General features: G+C 66.6%; 10 protein-coding genes. 7 read left to right on the top strand and 3 right to left on the bottom strand.

Annotation, left to right across the window (positions count from 1 at the left end):
• Positions 1-80 precede the first annotated feature (80 nt).
• The 5 genes from U1708_RS07065 (at position 81) to U1708_RS07045 (ending at position 7730) form a co-directional block, all read left to right on the top strand.
• Positions 81-2450, top strand: a complete 2370-nt coding sequence (locus tag U1708_RS07065; protein WP_332744557.1) for a glycoside hydrolase family 3 N-terminal domain-containing protein — start codon at positions 81-83, stop codon at positions 2448-2450.
• Positions 2451-2460: 10 nt separating this feature from the next.
• On the top strand, positions 2461-3672 hold the full coding sequence (gene manD / locus U1708_RS07060) for a D-mannonate dehydratase ManD (RefSeq protein WP_332744110.1): 1212 nt from the start codon (positions 2461-2463) through the stop codon (positions 3670-3672).
• Positions 3666-4955, top strand: coding sequence for an MFS transporter (locus tag U1708_RS07055; RefSeq protein ID WP_332744555.1), 1290 nt, complete (start codon positions 3666-3668; stop codon positions 4953-4955). The genes manD and U1708_RS07055 overlap by 7 nt, the downstream gene beginning before the upstream one ends.
• The gene (gene uxaC, locus U1708_RS07050) at positions 4952-6364 is read left to right on the top strand and encodes a glucuronate isomerase (RefSeq protein WP_332744108.1); all 1413 of its coding nucleotides are present in this window, start codon (positions 4952-4954) and stop codon (positions 6362-6364) included. Before U1708_RS07055 ends, uxaC begins: the two co-directional genes overlap by 4 nt.
• A gap of 319 nt (positions 6365-6683) precedes the next feature.
• Complete coding sequence (locus U1708_RS07045; protein WP_332744106.1) at positions 6684-7730, top strand: SMP-30/gluconolactonase/LRE family protein; 1047 nt, start codon at positions 6684-6686, stop codon at positions 7728-7730.
• A 45-nt stretch (positions 7731-7775) separates the two neighbouring features.
• Here U1708_RS07045 and U1708_RS07040 read toward each other — a convergent pair whose 3' ends face one another.
• The 3 genes from U1708_RS07040 to U1708_RS07030 form a co-directional block, all read right to left on the bottom strand.
• The gene (locus U1708_RS07040) at positions 7776-10769 is read right to left on the bottom strand and encodes a TonB-dependent receptor plug domain-containing protein (protein WP_332744104.1); all 2994 of its coding nucleotides are present in this window, start codon (positions 10767-10769) and stop codon (positions 7776-7778) included.
• Between the two features lie 203 nt (positions 10770-10972).
• A complete protein-coding gene (locus U1708_RS07035; RefSeq protein ID WP_332744553.1) occupies positions 10973-11659 on the bottom strand; it encodes a FadR/GntR family transcriptional regulator in 687 nt (228 codons plus the stop codon).
• 37 nt (positions 11660-11696) lie between these two features.
• Entirely contained in the window at positions 11697-13043 is a 1347-nt protein-coding gene (locus U1708_RS07030; RefSeq protein ID WP_332744102.1) for a GntP family permease, read from the bottom strand.
• A gap of 281 nt (positions 13044-13324) precedes the next feature.
• Between U1708_RS07030 and U1708_RS07025 the strand changes: the two genes are divergently transcribed.
• Entirely contained in the window at positions 13325-13582 is a 258-nt protein-coding gene (locus tag U1708_RS07025; protein ID WP_332744100.1) for a helix-turn-helix domain-containing protein, read from the top strand.
• Positions 13583-13706: 124 nt separating this feature from the next.
• The gene (locus U1708_RS07020) at positions 13707-16736 is read left to right on the top strand and encodes a glycosyl hydrolase family 28-related protein (protein ID WP_332744098.1); all 3030 of its coding nucleotides are present in this window, start codon (positions 13707-13709) and stop codon (positions 16734-16736) included.
• Positions 16737-16747: the final 11 nt, after the last annotated feature.

Raw genomic sequence — 16747 nt, 5'->3', positions numbered from 1 at the left:
GGCTTCGACAGCAATGCCGCGTTTCACATTAGGAGACAATCTTGGCCGGTACGAAGACAGCAACGATCGCGCCGACCATCATGCCGACGCGACGCGACCTTTTCGGCTTGCTCGGCTCGGTCTCGATCGCAGGGCTCGTTCCAGACATCGCGCAGGCCGCGGCGGCGGCACCGATCTACCGCGACGCACGCGCGCCGGTCGATCTTCGTGTCCGCGACCTGATGGCCAGAATGACGCTTGAGGAAAAAGTTGGCCAGACCATTTCACTTTGGGCGACCAAGGCGGATGTGATGACGCCGGGCGGGCTCGATTTCGACCCGGCGCGCGCAACTGCTGCGTATCCCGCGGGCTTCGGACAGGTCACACGGCCGTCGGACAAGCGCGGCGGTCCATCGATCGCGGCCGTCGCCGGCGGCACCGGAGCGGCGTGGCGCGGAACGGCCTCGACGATCGCATTCGTCAACGCGGTCCAGCGCTGGGCACGCGGCACCCGCCTCGGCATCCCGGTGATCTTCCACGAGGAATCGCTGCACGGCTACATGGCCCCCGATGCGACGATGTTCCCGCAGGCGATCGGCATGGCTGCCGCGTTCGACCGCGACCTGATGCGCCGCGCGCAGGTTATCATCGGGCGCGAGGTGCGCGCGCACGGCAGTCACCTCTCCTTGTCGCCGGTCGTCGACATCGCGCGCGACCCGCGCTGGGGCCGGATCGAGGAGACGTTCGGCGAGGATCCCTATCTCTGCGGCGAAATGGGCGTCGCCGCGGTCGAGGGCTTGCAGGGCGACAGCACCACCCTCGCGCCGGGCAAGGTCTTCGCGACTTTGAAGCACATGACCGGCCACGGCCAGCCCCAGGCGGGTAACAATATCGGCCCCGCACCGATCGGCGAGCGCGAACTGCGCGAGAGCTTCTTCCCGCCGTTCCGTGCGGTCGTGACGCGCACCGGGATCGGCGCTGTGATGCCGTCCTATAACGAGATCGACGGCGTGCCGAGCCATGCGAACCGCTGGCTGCTCGGCGACGTGCTGCGCGGCGAATGGGGATTTTCGGGCGCGATCGTCAGCGATTACGGCGCGATCGAGGAACTCGACACGATCCATCACATCGCGCGCGACCTGAGCGGGGCGGCGAAACTGGCGCTGGAGGCGGGCGTGGACAGCGCGCTGCCGGACGGGATCGCCTTCCGGACATTGCCCGCACAGGTCAGGGCGGGGACGGTGCCGATCTCGGCGGTCGACGCGGCGTGCGCGCGGATGCTCGCACTAAAGTTTCGCGCCGGGCTGTTCGAGGAGTCGGCGGTCGATCCCCGCGCCGCCGCTCGCCTGACCGGCAACGCGGAAGCGCGCGGCGTCGCACTGGAAGCCGCACGCAAATCGATGTGCCTGCTCACCAACGACGGCACGCTGCCGCTCGCGCCGAAGGGCAAGATCGCGGTGATCGGGCCCAATGCGGCGATCGCGCGGCTCGGCGGCTATTCCGCGCCGCCCCGCCAGACGGTATCGCTGCTCGACGGCGTGCGTGCGCTCGTGGGGAACGCAGCGACGATCGTCCATGCGCAGGGCGTGTTCATCACCCAGAGCGAGGACCGTTCGCAGGACGAGGTGCTGCTCGGGGATCCCGTCAAGAACCGCGCGCTGATCGCCGAGGCGGTCGAGGTCGCGCGCGGGGTCGATACGATCATCCTCGCGATCGGCGATACCGAGCAGACCAGCCGAGAGGGGTTCTCGAAGAACCATCTCGGTGATCGCACCACGCTCGATCTGCTGGGCGAGCAGAACGCGCTGTTCGACGCGCTGCATGTGCTGGGCAAGCCGATCGTGATCGCGGCGATCAACGGCCGCCCACCGAGCTGGCCGGGCGTGATCGCGAAGGCGAACGCGGTCCTCGAATGCTGGTATCCAGGGCAGGAGGGCGGCACGGCGATGGCCGAGGCTTTGTTCGGGCGCATCAATCCGGGCGCAAAGCTGCCCGTCACCGTGGTGCGCGAAGTCGGCCAGGTGCCGTTCTATTACAACCGCAAGCCCTCGACCCAGCGCGGCTATCTGTTCGCGCAGACGGCCCCGTTGTTCCCGTTCGGGCACGGCCTCAGCTACACGCGCTTCGAGGTTAGCGCACCGCGGCTGTCGGCGGCGAAGATCGGCATCGCTGGCAGCGTCGGCGTCGAGGTCGACGTCGCCAATATCGGCCAGCGCGCCGGTGACGAGGTCGTGCAGCTATATGTCCGCGACCAGGTGTCGTCGGTCGCCCGGCCGGTGATGGAGCTGAAGGGCTTCGAACGCGTGACGCTCGCACCCGGCGAGCGGCGGACGCTGCGTTTCACGCTTGGCCCCGACGCCTTCGCATTGTGGGACGTCGACATGCGCGAGGTCGTCGAGCCCGGCCTGTTCACCATCATGGCCGGGCCGAGTTCGGCACAGCTCAAATCCGCTATTCTCGAAATCGCCTGAAGGACCTTCGATGCCCAAGATCGTTTCCGCCCGCGTCATCGTCACCTGTCCGGGACGCAATTTCGTCACGTTGAAGATCGAATGCGACGACGGCACCACCGGGCTCGGCGACGCCACGCTCAACGGCCGTGAACTTAGCGTCGCGAGCTATTTGACCGATCACGTCGTGCCGTGCCTGATCGGCCGCGACGCACACCGGATCGAGGACGTCTGGCAGTATCTCTACAAGGGCGCCTACTGGCGGCGTGGTCCTGTGACGATGGCGGCGATCGCCGCAGTCGACACCGCGCTCTGGGACATCAAGGGCAAGCTCGCGGGCATGCCGGTGTACCAGTTGCTCGGCGGCGCGGCGCGCGATGCTTGCATGGTCTACGCGCACGCCAACGGCACGACGATCGAGGACACGATCGCGGTCGCGAAGGCCGAGCAGGCGAAGGGCTACAAGGCGATCCGGCTGCAATGCGGCGTGCCGGGGCTCGCCTCGACCTACGGCGTCGCCAAGCACGGCGCGCGCTATGAGCCGGCCGACGCCGACCTGCCGAGCGAAAGCGTCTGGTCGACCGAAAAGTATCTCCGCGTCGTCCCCGAACTGTTCAAGGCCGCGCGTGAGGCGATGGGCTGGGACGTGCATCTGCTCCACGACATCCATCACCGGTTGACCCCGATCGAGGCGGGGCGGCTCGGCAAGGCGCTCGAGCCGTACAACCTCTTCTGGATCGAGGATCCGACGCCGGCCGAGAACCAAGAGGCGTTCAAGCTGATCCGCTACCACACCACGACGCCGATCGCGGTCGGCGAGGTGTTCAATTCGATCTGGGACGCCAAGGACCTGATCCAGAACCAGCTGATCGACTATATTCGCGCGACCGTCGTCCATGCGGGCGGCATCACGCACCTGCGCCGGATCGCCTCGTTTGCCGACCTGTATCAGATTCGTACCGGCTGCCACGGCGCGACCGACCTGTCACCGGTGGCGATGGCGGCGGCGCTGCACTTCGGGCTGTCGGTGCCCAACTTCGGCGTGCAGGAGCATATGCCGCACACCGACGAGACCGATGCGGTATTCCCGCACGCGTACAGCTTCGACGACGGCATGATGCATCCGGGCGAGGCGCCGGGGCTTGGCGTCGACATCGACGAGGATCTCGCCGCGACCTACGATTACAAGCGCGCCTATCTCCCGGTCGCGCGTCTTGAGGATGGCACGCTGTGCAACTGGTGAACGGGGCCGCTACTCCAGCGACCGAAAAACCGCGCGGCAAGGTGCGGTGGATCGTCTGCGCGCTTTTGTTCGCCGCCGTCGCGCTCAGCTATATCGACCGGCTCGTGCTGCCAGTGCTCAAGCCCGAACTCCAGGCGCGCTATAACTGGAGCGAGCAGGGCTATGCCGATCTCGCGATCGCGTTCCAGGCCGCCTACGGCATCGCCTATGTCCTGTTCGGCCGGTTCGTCGACCGGGTCGGCGCGAAGATCGGCTATGCGGTCGCGGTGACGTTGTGGACCATCGGTCACGTCGCGCACGCACTGTTCACCAGCGCCGGCATGATGATCTTCGCGCGTATCCCGCTCGCGATCGGCGAGGCAGGGGCGTTCCCCGCCGCACTCGCTGCGGCGAACGAATGGTTTCCGCAACGCGAGCGTGCGCTGGCGATCGGCATCTTCAACGCGGGCTCGAACGTCGGCGCTATCCTCACGCCGTTGATCGTGCCGGTGATCGCGGTGACGTTCGGCTGGCGGATGGCGTTCATCGCGACCGGCGCGCTGACCGTGCTCTGGCTGGTCGCCTGGCTCGCCTTCTACCGCACGCCGCGCAAGCATCCGCGCGTCACGCCTGAGGAACTGGCCTGGATCGAGGCCGATCCGGTCCCCGCCGCCAAGCCCGTCCGCTGGCGCACGCTGCTGCGACTGCGCCAGACCTGGGCGTACATGCTCGGCCGCTTCCTGATCGATCCGGTGTGGTGGACCTTCCTGTTCTGGTTGCCCGATTTCTTCAATCGGCAATACGGCGTGAAGATGCTCGATTTCGGTCCCCCGCTGGTCGCGGTGTACGTGCTCGCCGATGTCGGATCGATCGCAGGCGGCTGGTTCTCGTCGCGGTTGCTGGCAAAGGGGGCGACCCCGAACCGCGCACGAAAGACGGCGTTGTTCGCCTGCGCGCTGTTCGCTCTGCCGATCATCTTTGCCGCGCAGGCACCCGGCCTCTGGTGGGCGGTCGCGGCGATCGGCTTGGCGTGCGCCTGCCACCAGGGCTTCTCGGCTAACGTGTACGCGATCCCCGGCGACCTGTTCCCGCGCGGCATGGGCGGGTCGGTGATCGGTCTCGGCGGGCTCGCGGGCGCATTCGGCGGCATGCTGATGGCCAAGTTCGCGGGCACTATCCTCGCCGGCGTCGGCAGCTATGGTCCGATCTTCGTGGTCGCCGGATGCGCCTATTTCGTCGCGTTGCTGGTTATCCACCTGCTCGTACCGCATTATACCCCCGTCGATCCGGAACGCCTCGCATGACCCAACCGCTACGCCTCCACCCCGACCGCCTCTTCCCCAGCGACGGCCGCACCCGCGACATCGCCCGCGCACTGCATGCGGGCGTCAAGGACCTGCCGATCGTCAGCCCGCACGGTCATACCGATCCGGCATGGTTCGCGCGGAACGAGGCGTTCAGCGACCCCGCCTCGCTGTTGATCGTCCCCGATCACTACGTCTTCCGGATGCTCTACAGCCAGGGCGTGCCGCTCGACGCGCTCGGGGTGCCGACGGTCGACGGCAGCATCACGGAAACCGATCCGCGAAAGATCTGGCGCATCTTCGCGGAGAACTACCCCCTGTTTCGCGGCACGCCGTCGCGGATGTGGCTCGACTGGGTGTTCGCCGAGGCGTTCGGGATCGACGTCCGCCTCGAACCCGCCACCGCGGACGTGTATTACGACACGATCGACGCCGCGCTGAAGACGCCCGACTTCCGCCCCCGCGCACTGTTCGACCGGTTCGGCATCGAACTGATCGCGACCACCGAAAGCCCGCTCGACCCGCTCGAGCACCATGCCGCGATCCGCGCGAGCGACTGGAATGGCCGCGTCGTCACCGCCTATCGCCCCGACCCGGTCGTCGACCCCGAGACGCCGGGCTTCGCCGCCAACGTCCGCCGCTTCGGCGAGACCGCGAACGAGGACGTCGGCAGCTATGCTGGCTATCTCGCCGCGCACCGCTTCCACCGCGCCCGCTTCCGCGATGCCGGTGCCACCTCGACCGATCACGGCCACCCCTCGGCGGCAACCGCGGATCTGACACCCGCCGAAGCGGAAGCCCTCTACGCCCGCGTCATGGCGCAGCCGACCGCTGCGGAGTCCGAACTCTTCCGCGCACAGATGCTCACCGAGATGGCGGCGATGTCGGTCGAGGACGGCATGGTGATGCAGCTTCACCCTGCCGTCTCCCGCAGCCACAACGCCTCGGTGCTCGCCCGCTTCGGCCGCGACAAGGGCGGCGACATCCCGCTCCCCGGCGAGTTCGTCCGCGCGCTGAAACCGCTGCTCGACCGGTTCGGGAACGACCCCCGGCTGACCCTGATCCTCTTCACCCTAGACGAGGACACCTACTCCCGCGAACTCGCCCCGCTCGCCGGTCATTACCCGTCGCTCCGCCTCGGCCCACCCTGGTGGTTCCACGACAGCCCCGAGGGCATGCGCCGCTTCCGCGAACGCGCGACCGAGACCGCCGGCTTCTACAACACGGTCGGCTTCAACGACGACACCCGCGCCTTCCTGTCGATCCCCGCGCGCCACGACGTCGCGCGCCGGATGGACTGCGCCTTCCTCGCCAAACTCGTCGCCGAACACCGGCTCGAAGAGGACGAAGCGCACGAAGTCGCCCGCGCGCTCGCCTATGACCTCGTCAAGCAGGCGTACCGGCTGTGAGAGGGCTCGAAAAATGAGCCCGCCCCGGAGGCAGGTGCAACCCCGGCGCACCCCCACCCGCCGCTAAACTTCTCCCCTCCCTGAAAGGGAGGGGCTGGGGGTGGGTAGGCCCGCTTTGGTCGCAAGCGTCTGAAGATACGGAAACCTACCCACCCCCAACCCCTCCCTTTCAGGGAGGGGAGGAGATTTTGTTGCTGCCCAACTCCGAGGTATAAATTCGCGCCCCAATGAAACGCCGCGCAAACAAAGGGTCTGGACGATATGAACACAAGCATTGCCGGACAGGCCGCGGTCCATCCACGCACCGATCGCCCCACCAATGTTTGAGCATCGCACAGGCGCCTCCTTCCGACCGGGACGTCGCGAAATCCTGTTCGGCGCGGTGGCGATGGCCGCTACACCGGCTTTCGGCGCTGGCGTCGCGGCGACGCCGCCCGAGCCGCGCATCCAGAGACTGTCGCCGACGTTCGACCGCATGGTCGTGCCGGGCACGCGGATCGAGACGATCGCGACCGGCATTCGGTGGGCGGAGGGGCCGCTATGGGTCGAGGCCGGACAATATCTGCTGTTCTCCGATCCACCCGCCAACATCGTGCGTCGCTGGCGCAAGGGTAGCCCGGCGGTGCCGTTCCTCGATCCGTCGGGCGCAGGCGGGACCGATCCGAAGCGCATCCGAGAACCGGGTGCGAACGGACTGACGCTCGATCGAGCGGGCAAGCTGCTGGTCGCCAACAGTGGCGGGCGGTCGATCGATCGCGTCGATCTGGTCACGCGGCGGCGCGAAGTCGTAGTAGACCGCTATCAGGGAAAGCGGTTCAACAGCCCGAACCACATGCACGTCGCGCGCGACGGTACGCTGTATTTCACCGATCCGCCCTACGGCCTGACCGAGGGCGATACGTCGCCGTTGAAGGAACTGGCGGTGAACGGCGTGTATCGACTGCGGCCGGGCGGCACGGTCGAGCTGCTCGAGGGAAGCCTGACGCGACCGAACGGCATCGCGCTGTCCCCCGACGAGACCCGGCTCTACGTATCGGTGTCCGACGAGACCGCGCCGCGGATCATGGTCTACGATCTCGATGCCAAGGGCGTGCGCAATGCCCGGGTCCTGCTCGATGCCAAGGCGATGAAGGCGCGGGGCGGGGCGGGGTTGCCCGACGGCATGAAGGTCGCGCGCGATGGGACGCTGATATGCTCGGTGCCCGGCGGCATGATGGTCATGACGCCCGATGCGGAGCCGCTCGCGCTGGTGACGACCGGTGCGCCGATCGCCAACTGCGCGTTCGGCGAGCGCGGGCTGGCGCTGTACATGACCGCCAACGACCGCGTCCTGCGTCTGCCGCTCCGTGCGGGATGGCAAGGCTGAACCCTGCTCTTCCCCGGTAGCGATCGCTACCGGGGGAGCCGCCGATCAGAACCGGGCGCGGACGCCCAGGCGGTAGATACGGCCGAGCGTGTCGTACAGCGCGGGGTTCACGTCGAGGCCGGTATTGGTCTGCGGCGCGGGCGCTGGATCGTGATCGAACAGATTGTCGACCTTGAAGAACATGCTGACCTGCTTGGTGACGTTAACCGATCCCCCGAGGTCGACGTAGAACGCGCCCTTCATCTTGTTGTAGTCGATGGTCGGGTGGTTGGCGGTCGAGACCGGGCAGCCGGTGGTGCAGACCACATACTGGTTGCCGAAGACGCCGTCCGAGAACCAGCGCTCCTGCAGATTGATGCTGAAGAGCTCGTTGTCGTAGCTTTGCGTCGCCAGCCATTTCCAGTCCGGCGTGTTGCCGTTGTTGGCCCCGGCCTGGTCGACGACGTCGACGTTGGCGATCCCGGCATCGACCAGGAACTCCTTCACATGCGTGCCCAGCACGCGGAGCGTGAAGTTGCCCGGAATGCCGAGCGGCTTCTTCCATTGATAGCTCGCCTCGATGTCGAACCCGCTGGTCTTCCACGATGCCAGGTTGAACGGCTGGACGTTGATGAAATTGCCGCCCTGCGTCGGGCTGTTCAGCACGAAGCCGCCGCAGAACGCCTGGTTGCCCTCGAAGCAGAAGCGGACGATCTGGTCGGGCGACAGTGTCGAGACCACTCCGTCGAGCTTGATCTTGTAGTAGTCGAACGACAGGCCGAGACCCGGCGCCCATGAGGGATGCGACAGGACGATGCCCACCTCGGTATTGCGCGCGATTTCCGGCTTCAGATCGGGGTTGCCGACGGTGTTCTGGAACGCCTGCACACCGCTGCCGGAAAAGGGATTGGTGAAGTTCGGCAGCGTGGTGACGGTCGGTGCGGCGAACAGTTCGGACAGGTTCGGCGCACGGACGTCGCGCGACGTGACGGCGCGCAACCGGATGCCGTCCAACGGCGTATCCCAGGTACCGCCCGCCTTCCAGGCCCAAACCGTGCCCGATGTGCTGTAATGCGTCACGCGGCCCGCGCCGTTGAGGTTGGCGCGACCGATCGCCTCGCTGTTGAACAAGGGCAGGTTGAGCTCCAGAAAGCCCTCGTACACCTCGTATTTGCCGCGGCCGTTCTTGTAGTTGCCCGCTGCCCAGTTGCTGCCCAGCGCCGAATTCAACAGCGGATCGGCGGGATAGGCGGCGCTGTTGGGACTGAGTGCGGTAACGCCCGCACCATAGGGATCGCCGTGGACGCGGTAGAATTCACGACGATATTCGCCACCGAACGCGACCGACAGCGGCCCGGCCCACAGGTTGAGCGGCTCGCCCGAGAAGTTGAGGCTGGCGACGTCCTGCGTCAGCTTGGTGCGCTGGAGCGGCCCATTGGCGGGCGTGACATAGGCAAGTGCCGATGTCGACGGCACCGCGCCGCCGAAGATGTTGATCGGCTGGCACCCAGCGGCGCGCGCGACCGGATCGGCGCAGACGATCGCACCGTTCAGCGTGATCGCGTTGGTCGCGGCGACGTAGCGGTTCTGAAGCACGGTATTCTCGACGTCGATCGCCGCCAGCGTGATGCCGTGTTCGTAATAGGCGTCGTAGGTCCAGGGCGTGCTGCCGATCTCGAACTTGCCCTTCAGCCCGCCGACGAAGCGGTATTGGCGACGGTCCGTCTGGACCAATGGATCGGGGAAGTTGCCGTTGCTGCTACCGAAGCCGAACTGCGTGATTCCTGGGGTCCCGGTGGCGGGGTTGATCGCGGTCGCGCAGCGATCCCGCACCAGTTGCGGCAGGAAGGGGTTGGCGCACTGCACGGTCAGGTTGGGGCGGTTGTATCCCGGGCTTGGCTGGTTGCTGGTCTTCACCTGCGCAAGGTTGACCGTCACATAAGCCTCGTTGTCCGGGGCGAAATCGAAGCCGATCCGCCCGAACCCGTTGAGCCGCTCCAGCGAGGACTTCAGCGATGCGCCCGAACCCGGCGCACCCGACAGGTCGCCGCCGACGCAGAAGCTGTTGGCGGGGAAGCAATTCGTCACGCCGCCCGTACCGGTCGGACGACCGTTCGAACCATAGTTGAAATTGTACGGTGCGCCGCTCTGGTCGAAGGCTATGCCCTGCAACGGGCCGTTGTTGATCAGCCCGTAGCGCGCATATTGATAGGGCTGGGCATAGTCGCGGTAGTTGAACTGCGGCAGGCCGTTGTTCGTCTGACCGGTGTTGACGAGCGTGGTGGCGCGGTACCAGTCGCGACCCTTGGCGAGGTCGGTGCCGAAATCGCCCGGGCCGACGCCGTCTTCGTCGTCATATTCGCCGCTGACGATCAGGTGCAGGCGATCGCCGAACAGCGACGTACCGAACGCGGCCTGGACCAACGCCTGCTTGTCGTCGCCGTAATTCGTGATGCCGCCCTGAATGTTCGCCTTGAAGCCCTTGAAGCGCGTGTCGGTAATGAAGTTGACCACGCCGCCGACCGCGTCCGAACCATAGGAGGCCGATGCGCCACCCGTCACGACGTCGACGCGCTTGATCAGCAGCTGTGGGAACATGCTGATGTCGGGCACGCCCGAGACGTTCGCGCCGACGACGCGCTGGCCGTCGAGCAGGGTCAGCGTACGGATGGGGCCGAGGCCACGCAGCGAGAAGGAACTGAGCCCCTGCGTGCCGCTCGACGTGCTGAACGTCCCGGTGGAGGCGCCGGTGGATCCCTGCAGCGACGGCAACTGCGCGATCGCGTTGAAGATGTTGGGCTGTGCGTTCTTGAGGATCTGGTCCTCGCCGATCACGGTCGTCGGCGTTGGCGCGTTGAAACCGCTCGACGTGATGCGCGAACCCGTGACGACGATGTCCTTCTCCGTCGCGCCCTGGTCGTCGGCGGCGGTCTGCGGAGTCAGCGTCTGCGGGGGCGCTGCCGGATCGGCCGATTGGGTCGAGGCGGGCAGGTCGGACTGCGGGGTTGCGGTTTGGGCTGCGGCAGGAGCGCAGAGCAACGCGGTTGCCAGCACGATCATGCTGGTTGCGTTAACATTGAAAGATCCGACTGATCGCCGACCGCGCGTAACCTTTTGCATCCGTCCGTCCCCTAGTTGCACGTAGCGCGTGCCGTTGTGCGGCTTGGCGACGTGTCATTCTTGCCGTTCTCTACGATATACTGGGCGCGGTATCATCTACGACCATGGTCGCAGGTCCCGGCGGGGAGCCGAAACCCGGATCGTCAGGGCATCAGGCGCTTGCGGCCCTGCGACAGGTGCCAGCGCATCGCCAATGCCGCGCCATCGGCATCCTGCGCGCGAATCGCTTCGACGATCGCGTCATGCTCGTCCATCATCGCCTTGATCACGTCGGGCGCGCGCGACCGCGATATCTCGACGCCGGCGCGCAGGATCCGCATCACCGCGTCCTGGAGATGGTCGAACACCGGCAAAAATGCCGCATTGGCCGTCGCTTCGGCGATCGCACGGTGCAGTATCCAGTCCTCGTCATGTGCAGGCGCGTTCGACAGCAGCGCGGTACGCAACGCCTCCAGCGCGCGCTCGATCGCGTCCATCTGGTGGTGCGACCGGCGTTGTGCCGCGAGTCGCGCGGCTTCCGCCTCCAGCACGAAGCGCACTTCGTACGTGCCGAGCGTCGCTGCGATGTCCGCCATCGGCATGTGCGATCCAAGCCGCTCCGAGGGCCGCCGTTTGACATAGGATCCCGCGCCGCGCCGCGCCTGCGTGATCCCGTCCGACGCGAGTCGCGCCAACGCCTCGCGCACCATCGTCCGCGACATGCCGAACATCGTCGCCAGCTTGTCCTCCGCGGGCAGCCGGTCGCCGACCGCGAGCTCCTCGTCGAGGATGATCTGGACGATCCCGGTATAGGCCCGGTCCGCCAGCCTTTCGCCGTTCCCGCCGGGCATGTCCGGGACGACCGGCGGCAGAGTGGTGCTCGGAGTCTCAGACGACATGACTGAGCGCCAGGACGAACGCGAGGCCGACCACGGAGATCGACGTCTCCAGCATCGACCAGGTGCGGAACGTATCCGCGGTGCTGGTGCCGACATAGCTTTTGACCAGCCAGAAGCCCGGATCGTTGACGTGGCTGAAGAACACCGACCCGGCGCCGATCGCCAGCACGACCAGTTCCGGCGACACCCCCGAGCTTGCGACGACGCCCGGCATGATCCCGACCGCAGTGATCGTCGCCACGGTCGCGGAGCCCGCGGCGAGGCGTATGCCGACCGCGACCAGCCAGCCGAGCAACAGCGGCGAGATCGAATACATCAGCACGGTGCGCGCGAGCAGGTCGGACAGGCCTGCGGTCACCAGCACCTGCTTCAACGCACCGCCCGCGCCGATCGCGAGCAGGATCGCCCCCGCGGCGCCCATCGTCTCGTGCCACACCGCGTTCTGGATCGCGGCATCGCGCAGCCGCCGCCCGAACAGCAGCGGCAGCGCGATCAAATTGGTCAGCAAGAGGGCGACGACGGGGTTGCTCGCCGCGACCAGCCAGGCGGTGCCCTTCATCCCGGGGATCATCTGGCCAAGCTCGCCGGTCGCGATCATCAGTACGGGCAGCAGCACGATCAACAGCGACCACAGTCGCGGCGGCGGTGCGATGGCGAGCGCATGGTCGTGCAGCACCGGCGCCTCCAGCCGCACGCCGCGCGTCGTGAACTTCGCCAGCAACGGCCCGGATATGATCGCCGTCGGGATCGCGATCGCAATCCCGTACAGCATCGTCTTGCCGAGACTCGCACCCAATGCCTCGACCGCGAGCAGCGGTCCCGGATGCGGTGGTACCAGCGCATGGACCACGCCGAGCCCCGCCAGCGCCGGCATGATCAGCCTTAGCTTCGCCGCGTCGCGCTCCGCACCGTCCTTGCCGGTCATCTCCTCCGCGGCCGCTACGACGATCGGCAGCAGCAGGACGAGGCCGGTCTCGAAGAACAGCGGCAACCCGACGATGATCGCGATGCCCAGCGTCGCCCATGGCGCGGCCTGTTTGCCGGTCAGCTGCAACGCGCCCTTGGCAAGCGACGCCGCGGCGCCCGACAGATGCAGCATCGCGCCGAGCGACAGGCCGAGTGCCACGACCAGCCCGGTGCCGCCGATGATGTCGCCGACCCCCTTCTGCACCGCCTTCGCCACCTCGGGGAGGGGAAGTCCGGCGAGCAGCCCGACGGTGAACGCGCCGCACAACAGGCCGATAAAGGGATGAAGGCGACCGCGAACGATCATCAGGACGGCCAGGAGTATCCCGGCGAGCGCGGCGATCACCAGCCGCATGTCGGCGCTGATCATCGGCGTGCAGATCGCGGTCGGGCGCGCTCGTCCAGTGCTCGTGACATCACGCCCCTCCGGTTGGTCGGCGGCGCCTTCGCCTGCCGATATGATGGCGGATCTGTACGACAGGTCTTTTCGATCTGACAACAAAAAAGGCTTGATTGCGTTCGATCGTGCGGCCCATACTCGAAACCTGTCCAACCGAATCCGCATAACGGATCATTGGATCAACAGCGACAGCCACCGCGTCTCGGCCCTCGGCCGCTGCGATTCTGGCCGGCGCACAGGGAGGGATGACCATGGAACGGCCTGGATACGATACGCACCAAAACTCGGTCGCGACCGCTGCTGCCTCTTGCGCCGCGTCGCCGCGCCTGACGCCGACCCAGATCAGGGTCCTTCGCGGCGTCCATTCGGGCCTGCTCAACAAGCAGATCGCGTTCGATCTCGGCATCGCCGAGGCCACCGTGAAGGTCCACATGACCGCCCTGATGCGCAAGCTGAACGTCCGCAACCGCACGCAGGCCGCGATCGTCGCGCAGACGCTGGCGATCTGACGCCACCGTTTTCGATCCTCCCCCGCCACGGGGAGGATCCGCAGCCCCCAAAATTACGACCTTCGTCGCAGATGAAGCGCACCCCCATGAACGGTAGGACTGCTGTCCTGATAACGGGAGACGGATGATGGTTGCGAAATGGCTGCTCTGCGGAACGGCGCTTCTTGTCGCCACCCCGGCTCTAGCAAAACCCGCCCCTTCAAAACCCGCCCCGACCAAATCCGTCTCGGTCTACCTCACCCAGCCCAACGATCCACGCGCGATAACCGTCAAGGGCGTCGGCGATGGCCGCGCCGACGACAGCGCCGCGATCCAGCAGGCGATCGACGCGGCGGCGGCCGGCGGTCATGGCGGCGTCGTGTTCCTGCCCTCGGGCCGCTACCGCATCACGCGCACGATCTTCATCCGCTCGGCGGTCCGCGTCTTCGGCATCGGCGCGACCCGGCCGGAGATCGTTCTCACCGACAATAGCGCGGGCTTCGGCTCGGGCGTCGCGGCGATGGTCAGCTTCACCGGCGAGGATCAGTACCGCGTCGGCAAGGCACCCGTACCGCCGCGCACCAGCGTTCCATTCGATCCGGCGATCTTCGATGCGACCTCCAGCACCTTCTATTCCACGCTGTCCAACGTCGATTTTCGGATCGGCGACGGCAATGCCGGCGCGGTCGCGGTGCGCTTCCGCGTCGCACAGCATGGGTATCTGCGACACATCGACTTTCACATCGGATCAGGCCTCGCCGGCGTCTACCAAGCGGGCAACGAGTTCGAGAATCTGCGCTTCTTCGGCGGTCGCTATGGCCTCATGTCCGAAAAGACCTCGCCCGCCTGGCAGTTCACGCTGCTCGACTCTGAGTTCCAGGGTCAGCGCGACGCCGCGATCCGCGAGCACGAGGTCGACCTGACTCTCGTCAACGTCGCGATCCGCGATACGCCGGTCGGCATCGAGATCGATCGCGGCTACTCGGATTCGGTCTGGGGCAAGGACGTCCGGTTCGAGAACGTGTCGCAGGCGGGCATCGTGATTTCCGCCGAGGACAACGTCTTCACGCAGATCGGCTTCGACAATGCGGTCGCGAGCAACACGCCGACCTTCGCGCGCTTCCGCGACAGCGGCAAGACGATCGCGGCCGCGGGCCCGAGCTACCGGGTCGCCGACTTTTCCTACGGCCTGAAGCTGGCGGGTCTCGGCATGATCGGCGAATATGCGACCGACGTATCGATAGCGCCGTTGTCGCGGCTGCCGAAACGTCGCGCGCCTGCGATCCGCGCCATGCCGGCCGTGCGCGAATGGGCGAACGTCCATGATTTGGGCGTCAAAGGTGACGATACCACGGACGATACAAAGGCGTTGCAGCGGGCGATCGATACGCACCGCGTGCTGTATCTCCCGCTCGGCCGCTACCGGGTGACCGACACGCTGAAGCTGCGGCCGGACAGCGTGCTGATCTCGCTGCACCCGAGCCTCACGCACCTCTATCTCCCCGACGAGACGCCTGCGTACATGGGCGTCGGCGGCCCCAAGGCTCTGCTGGAGAGCGCGAAGGGCGGCAACGCGATCGTCTCCGGCGTGGGGCTCTGGACCGGCGGCGTGAACCCGCGCGCGACCGCGCTCCTCTGGAAGGCGGGGGAGGCGTCGATGGTCAACGACGTCAAGATCCAGGGCGGCGGCGGCACCGTGCTGACCAAGGGCAGCCCGATCGGCTTCGGCGATCCGCGCGCGCGCTTCGACGGGCAATATCCCAGCATCTGGGTCACCGACGGCGGCGGCGGCACGTTTGCGGCGCTGTGGTCGCCGAACACGCTGGCCTCGGCGGGCTTCTACGTCTCGAACACCAAGACCCCCGGCCACGTCTACGAACTGTCGGCCGAGCATCACTACCGCGCCGAGATCGTCCTCGACAACGTCGAGAACTGGGAATTCCTCGCGCCGCAGACCGAGCAGGAGGTGCGCGACGGCGTCGACGCGATCTCGACCGAGATCCGCAATTCGCGCAACATCCTGTTCGCGAACTACCATGGCTACCGCGTGACGCGCACGATCAAGCCGATGGACGCCGCGGTAAAGCTCTACAATTCGGGCGATATCCGTTTCCGTAACGTCCACGTGAACGCCGAAAGCGGCTTTGCGAGCTGCGATACGAAGGGTTGCGGCACCTATCTGCGCGCAAGCAAATTCCCGTTCGAGAACGCGATCAAGGACATGACGCGCGGCCAGGAAGTCCGCGAACTCGAGTTCGCCAAGCTCGACGTGCCGGCAGCATCGGCGACGGCAGTGCGGACCCCGATACCGCTCACGCCCGGCGTCGAGAAGCTGGCCGACGGTTTCTATTCGATCGCCGGCGGTGCGGTCGACGCGCAGGGCAAGCTGTACTTCATCGATCGCCGCTTCCAGCGGATCCATGGCTGGTCGAAGAGCGAAGGCCTGTCGATCGTGGCGGAGGCGCCGCTCGACGCGGTGAACCTCGCGGTCGCCAAGTCCGGTGATCTGATGGTGCTGTCGTCGGCTGGGCGAGACGGTACCGTCTACAGTATCGATCCGACCAAGCCGGCGGACGTCAAGGTGATCGCACCGACACCTGCCAAGGTGCGACGCAGCGCGGCGACGATGTTCCCCGTCAACGTCTGGGCGAACGGCGAATTCGCCGATCGGATCGATCCGACGACGTATCAATATCCACCGCTCGCCGATTTCTTCACCAGCAAGATGGGCGAGGCGAAGACGCAGGAATATGTCTCGCCCGACGGGTCGCTTGTCCTGCCGGCGTTCCGCGTGTGGAACCAGGGGCCTGACGATCACCAGGGCTGGCGCTGGTCCGATACGCTTGATTCGTATGGCTTCGTCACGGCGATCCCCGGCGAGCGGGTGGTGCTGACCAACGGATCGCAGAACCGCACGTATAGCGGTCTGGTCGGCGACAATGGTCGGGTAACCGACCTCAAGATCGCAGCACCGCGCGGCGGTGAGAGTGCGACGCGCGACGCGGCCGGCAACCTGTACGTCGCCAATGGACAGGTGTTCGTCTACCGGCCCGACGGCACGCTGTTACGCCGTATCGACGTACCCGAACGTCCGCTGCAACTCGTCATCGGTGGCGCGGATCGTCGCACCTTGTTCATCTTGGCCCACCACGCGCTATACTCCATCGGACTGTAAGGGCCGTCGGG

The sequence above is a fragment of the Sphingomonas arabinosi genome, assembly GCF_036663715.1.
Classification (GTDB): Bacteria; Pseudomonadota; Alphaproteobacteria; order Sphingomonadales; family Sphingomonadaceae; genus Sphingomonas.
The sequence above is the reverse complement of the archived record's forward strand: the minus strand, read 5'-3'. Positions and strand labels throughout refer to the sequence as shown.